This is a genomic window from Vulcanisaeta sp., assembly GCF_049966235.1.
GTDB lineage: Archaea > Thermoproteota > Thermoprotei > Thermoproteales > Thermocladiaceae > Vulcanisaeta > Vulcanisaeta moutnovskia.
The window spans coordinates 1-3,790 of record NZ_JBMFVA010000041.1 but is presented as its reverse complement, the minus strand read 5'-3'; the positions used below and the strand labels follow the sequence as shown (position 1 = coordinate 3,790).

2 protein-coding genes are annotated in these 3,790 nt (G+C 39.7%); one reads left to right on the top strand and one right to left on the bottom strand.

Features of this window, described 5'->3' with window-relative positions:
• Window positions 1–2,204 (bottom strand): ABC transporter substrate-binding protein (locus ACP5L5_RS11425; protein ID WP_428763923.1); only part of this gene is annotated, 2,204 nt, incomplete at its 3' end.
• 90 nt (window positions 2,205–2,294) lie between these two features.
• Here ACP5L5_RS11425 and ACP5L5_RS11420 point away from each other — a divergent pair.
• Window positions 2,295–3,542, top strand: a complete 1,248-nt coding sequence (locus ACP5L5_RS11420; protein ID WP_428763921.1) for a hypothetical protein — start codon at window positions 2,295–2,297, stop codon at window positions 3,540–3,542.
• The last annotated feature ends 248 nt before the right edge of the window (window positions 3,543–3,790 follow it).

The window sequence follows — 3,790 nt, the reverse complement described above, 5'->3', positions numbered from 1 at the left end:
GTAGTCACGGCAGTAGTGGTGGTTGTCGTAGTGGTTGTTGAAGTAGTCGTTGTGGTTGATGTAGTGGTTGAGGTTGAAGTAGTAGTGCTAGTTGTGGTCGTTGAAGTAGTGGTAGTAGTACTAGTTGAAGTAGTTGTAGTAGTGGTCACTGGAGTATACGGAATATGGAAGTACGAAGCAACAACCTGCTGAAGCATAGGGTCAGGAGTAGGTATGCCTAGGAATGCGGCGTATTGGGGATACTTAACCCATAGCGAACCATTAGCAATAGCCTCAGCCAATGGTGGTATTAATCCCTTTGGCGCAAAAAGACCCCAGGTATTAACACTAAATGGTTGATTACCATAGCCCCATGGCTGGTACTCTAGGAAAACTGCTAATAGTCCTGGATAATTATCATACACATATGGTAAGAATAGCCAGTTTGGATCCATTATAGAATAGCTGAATTCAAATGGCCAATACTTATCATAAAGCGGTATTATTGGTACGAAATAATGGAACCATGCGAAGATTACACTTAACGCTAGGTCATAGCCTGGTGAACCTGGTGAAACTGAGGTTACGTAGTACTGCCAGTTAGTTAAGTTAATATAGCCCAAAGTTGAGTTGATGCAATTAACTATAGTACCATTAGGTACTGTTGGACTTACTGGAACAATAACTGGTGTACAAGTACCATTAGGCCACTGGAATAGGAATGCGCTATGGTTTGTTCCTGCTGAGATTGCATTACCCTCCTCCCACCATGGCCAATTAGTCCATATCCACATAGTACTGTAGGATGGAGCATTCGCTAACCCATTCATTATACCCTGATACTGGCCATTAGGCAATATGTCAGACCAGAATACTCCAGCGTCAATTGTTAATAATTGTGAATTTACACCAAATGCAGCCAGTTGCTCCACAGCAGCTTGCCCCATAGTGTCCCAATCAGTCCAGCCACTAACATCAGTAACCATCAACTTCAATTGTGTTCCGTTTGGTGTGTACCAGTATCCTCCCTTCTTATAGAAGCCTAGGCTTTGTAGTATTTGAGCCGCCTTAGCTGGATCGTAGGAGCATGGTATGATGAACTGCCTAACACTGGGTGGGAAGGTAACTACAGTCTCTGGGATGACGGGTTCAGGATAATAATCAGGTTTAGCTAAAGATAGGCCCCAAGACGCAGCTACAGCCGTCCTATTTATAGCGTAACATAAGGCTTCCCTAACCTGAGGAATACCGTATGGGTAAACCCATGGATTAATGGCGAAGCCTATAGTATTGTATGCTGGTATAGTTAATGTTGAGTAGCCATTAGTCTTATTAACTATACCTAACTGAGCCTCTGAAAGAACGGCACCTGAATAGTCTATCCTACCAGACATGATGTACTCTAGGGTTTGCGTATTACTAGTAGTGCCTAACTCTACTATTGTTGGATCATAATAATTCCAGTCATTGTATGGAAATACTTGAGCCCATGCATTAAGTAAATTCTGCGGTACTAAAGTGAATTTAAGAGATGATGGGCTAATGTACGTTAGGTAGAATGGGCTGAGTGACCAGTAAGGTGCCATATATGTTGTTATATTATTTTGACCAAAACTGTAGGCCTCAGTAATATTCATTGTTTTTAAATCATTAACAGCCCATTTCCAAACAGGCCACGGTGTATAGACGTATGTTGTTAATACCATTTGCAGGACGTAAGGTGTCCACTTTTGAAATAGGAATTGAATAGTGTTATTGTTGATGACTCTAATATCCTCATCAACAAGTGAATAATTAATCCATGAGGTATAACTCTTAAAGGCCTTAACCTCAATATAGAAGTAAGCATATACATCCCATGCTGTGAATGGTATTGTTGCTGAGCCATTAAACCAATACAAGCCAGGTCTCAGGTGAATAGTTAATAGTGCTGAGCCATTTGGAAATTCTTGTACCGTCCAGTTTTGTGCAAGTATCGGCCAGAAATTCCCTGATATCGCGTTATAGGCGGCTAACGGCATGTAAGTCCATACTGCACCTAGTAGATTACCTGGAGTAAATGGGTTCCATGCAGGGAAACCTGACGTTAATGTGATTACCGGGCCACTACCAACTATCTGAGGCTTACTTTGCGCATAGACCATGTGCGCCATGTAGAGCCCTACCATTGACACCATTATTAGGGCAGCTACTATAGTTCTCCTTATATTGTACATGGTTCTCATAATTCATCTTTATGCCCCTAGTATTTTAAATTTTTTCGCTGTCAAATCATTCTCATAGAAACTTAAAAAACCTGTATAATTATAGTAATTATGGTGAATGCATTAAGACGAAGATACTTAAAAGCATCAATATTGGCAGGTGCCTTAATGGCAGTGGGAAGTGGCGCATATTTCCTGGGTTTTCATGGGTCTAGTAATGCCCAAGAGAAGGAAAGCAGTGAGCAATATCCTACGTCTAAAGCAAGCTACATTATAATGCCTGAAAATGGGGCATATAAGGTATACAATACCTTAATACACTCATCAGAGTATTCCAGTAGTGATGCTGGTTTAGCAATACAGTATGCCGTTGATAAGCTTAGTTCAGGTAATGGTGGTAATGTAGTATTGAAAAGCGGTAAGTACAATGTATCTACTACAGTAATATTAAAGTCTCGCATAAACTTAATTGGTGAAAATGGCGCAACGCTCGCAATTAATACTGGTGGAGACGGCATAGTTATTGCTGAGAATTCTTCATTTGTTGAAGTTAAGGGGATTACAATCTATGGGCAAGGTCCCATCGTACCAGGCGCCTTAATTAGAATACTGAAGCATGCATATAGGGTTACTCTAACTGATATTGAGGCATATAATTACTATAATGGTATAGTCATTGAGGGAGCCTATCCACCTAACGATAATTGGGGAATATTTATATCGAGAGTTCACATATCAAACAGTTACCATGATGGGTTAGCCATATTGGGTTATGGAAATGTGTACTTTATACAAGATACTGTGATAGCTGAATCAGGAAACAACTGCATTACTCTGGAGAACACCGCAGATGGTGTAATGGCATTTGAGAATATACACTGCTTTGATAGTAGCAATTTCAGTGTGCACGCCTATAATACTGATGGTAGGCTCGTCCAACATAAGCGTTTCATTGCGGTTAACTTCGAGGGTTTAAGCCAGCATCCTAAGTCTGTTAGATTCGAGAACTGCATGAATATCGCATTAATAGATTGCGAAACAGCTGGAATGTGGAATAACGGTGTTGAATTCATTAATTGCAATGACTCTAAAGTAATAGGTAATAGGATAATTAATAATAGCTTAGGTATGCCAGGTAATTATGCTGGCGTATACATTGAGAATTCACAAGGAATAATCGTGGCAAATTCTTCAATATATGACACTAATCCTCAACAGTCTAAGATGCAGGGTTATGGAATAATGGAAAGCGGCTCCTCAGACTATAATATATACATGGGTAATATAATGAGGGGAAATGCGGTCTCACCCTATAAAATTATAGGTACTAATGATATTGTAACCAATAATATCACTTAATTCTTGATGAGTAATTAAAGAAATTTTTAACTTTAATTCTCTCTAGTGCTATCATCGTTAAATGATTAATAAAGTATAGCTACTACCTGAACTATATGGCCTGGTTTACCGCTATTTCATTGAACTAAGCATAGGTTTTGCTCAACGTTTATTAAGTCTCAGCACTAGGAACACTGATGATGAGGTGCGTGAGGCAGGATTAAATGACTACTTCCAGGCTACTGACCAGTTAAAGTTGAATCTAATAC